Raw genomic sequence first — 1,001 nt, forward strand, 5'->3', positions numbered from 1 at the left:
CTATGCAGTCATAGATAGCTTTATTACAAGTGATTTCTATATTTTTTTTTTAAAGCAGAAGACGGCATACGAGTTCCTCAGGAGTCCCGTGGGCGCGGGGTTGTGTATAAGAGACAGGCCACCCGTCCGCGCCACGGATAGCCGGGGCAGCCCATGAAGACGAACGGATACAGCGTCACCTCCAGCCCCCGCGCCTTCAGCTCGTGGATCGCCTGCCGCACGCTCTCGTCCGACGGCGTCCCGCCATAGGCCGGGGCAGATCCTCCCCCGCTGGGGGAGGTGTCGGCGAAGCCGAGGGAGGGGGCCCGACTGACCTCGTACGCCTCATGCCTTTCCACTCCCGCCACCGACCAGTCCATCGGTTCGGTCGGCTTGTCGCGCCGCTCCACCCCCGGCCGCACCCGGCAACGCCCGGCCCGCAGATCATCCCCGAACCATCCCACCACCAGACTGACCCGTTTCAGGTTCGGCAGCTGCGCCTGCAGCTGGTCCAGCGACACGACCAGGTCCGCCCGGCCCTCGCCGTTGTGGACATTCTCCGCCGCCGTCCGCGTCAACCCCTCGCGCCGCATCACCGTCTCGGTCGCCAGGGCGAACTCCCCCGCGCCGGGGATCAGACACACCCCCTCCAGCATATCCTCCAGCCGCGCCTGTTCCCCGCGCGGTCGCCGGAACACCTCGAAACTCAACTGCGGAACCCGGTCCCCGAACGGCCCCAACGGCAGGTCCTCGAACACCACATAGGCCGTGCCCCGATAGGCGGGCGCCGCCCCTTCGACCGCCTCGATCAGCGGATCGGGCGTCTGGTCCTCGCCCCCGCGATACACCCGCATCGCCACGCCGTTCAGGTCCATCAGCCGTCCGTCGGCCCAGACCCGGCCGATCCCATCGATCTCCCCCTCGCACAGGGCCACGGCGAAACTCAGCGAATAGACATAGTCGACCGTCTTCGGCCCGCCCTTGCCCGCCTGTCCCCTGGCCTTGTCCTCCAGGAACCGCGC

The 1,001-nt window shown here is 67.1% G+C and carries 1 pseudogene; it reads right to left on the minus strand.

The window, feature by feature from the left end:
- Window positions 1-152 precede the first annotated feature (152 nt).
- A pseudogene (locus ER13_RS18870) lies at window positions 153-1,001 on the minus strand (hypothetical protein); the annotation flags it as partial.

It is taken from the genome of Brevundimonas sp. EAKA, assembly GCF_000698025.1.
Lineage (GTDB): Bacteria > Pseudomonadota > Alphaproteobacteria > Caulobacterales > Caulobacteraceae > Brevundimonas > Brevundimonas mediterranea_A.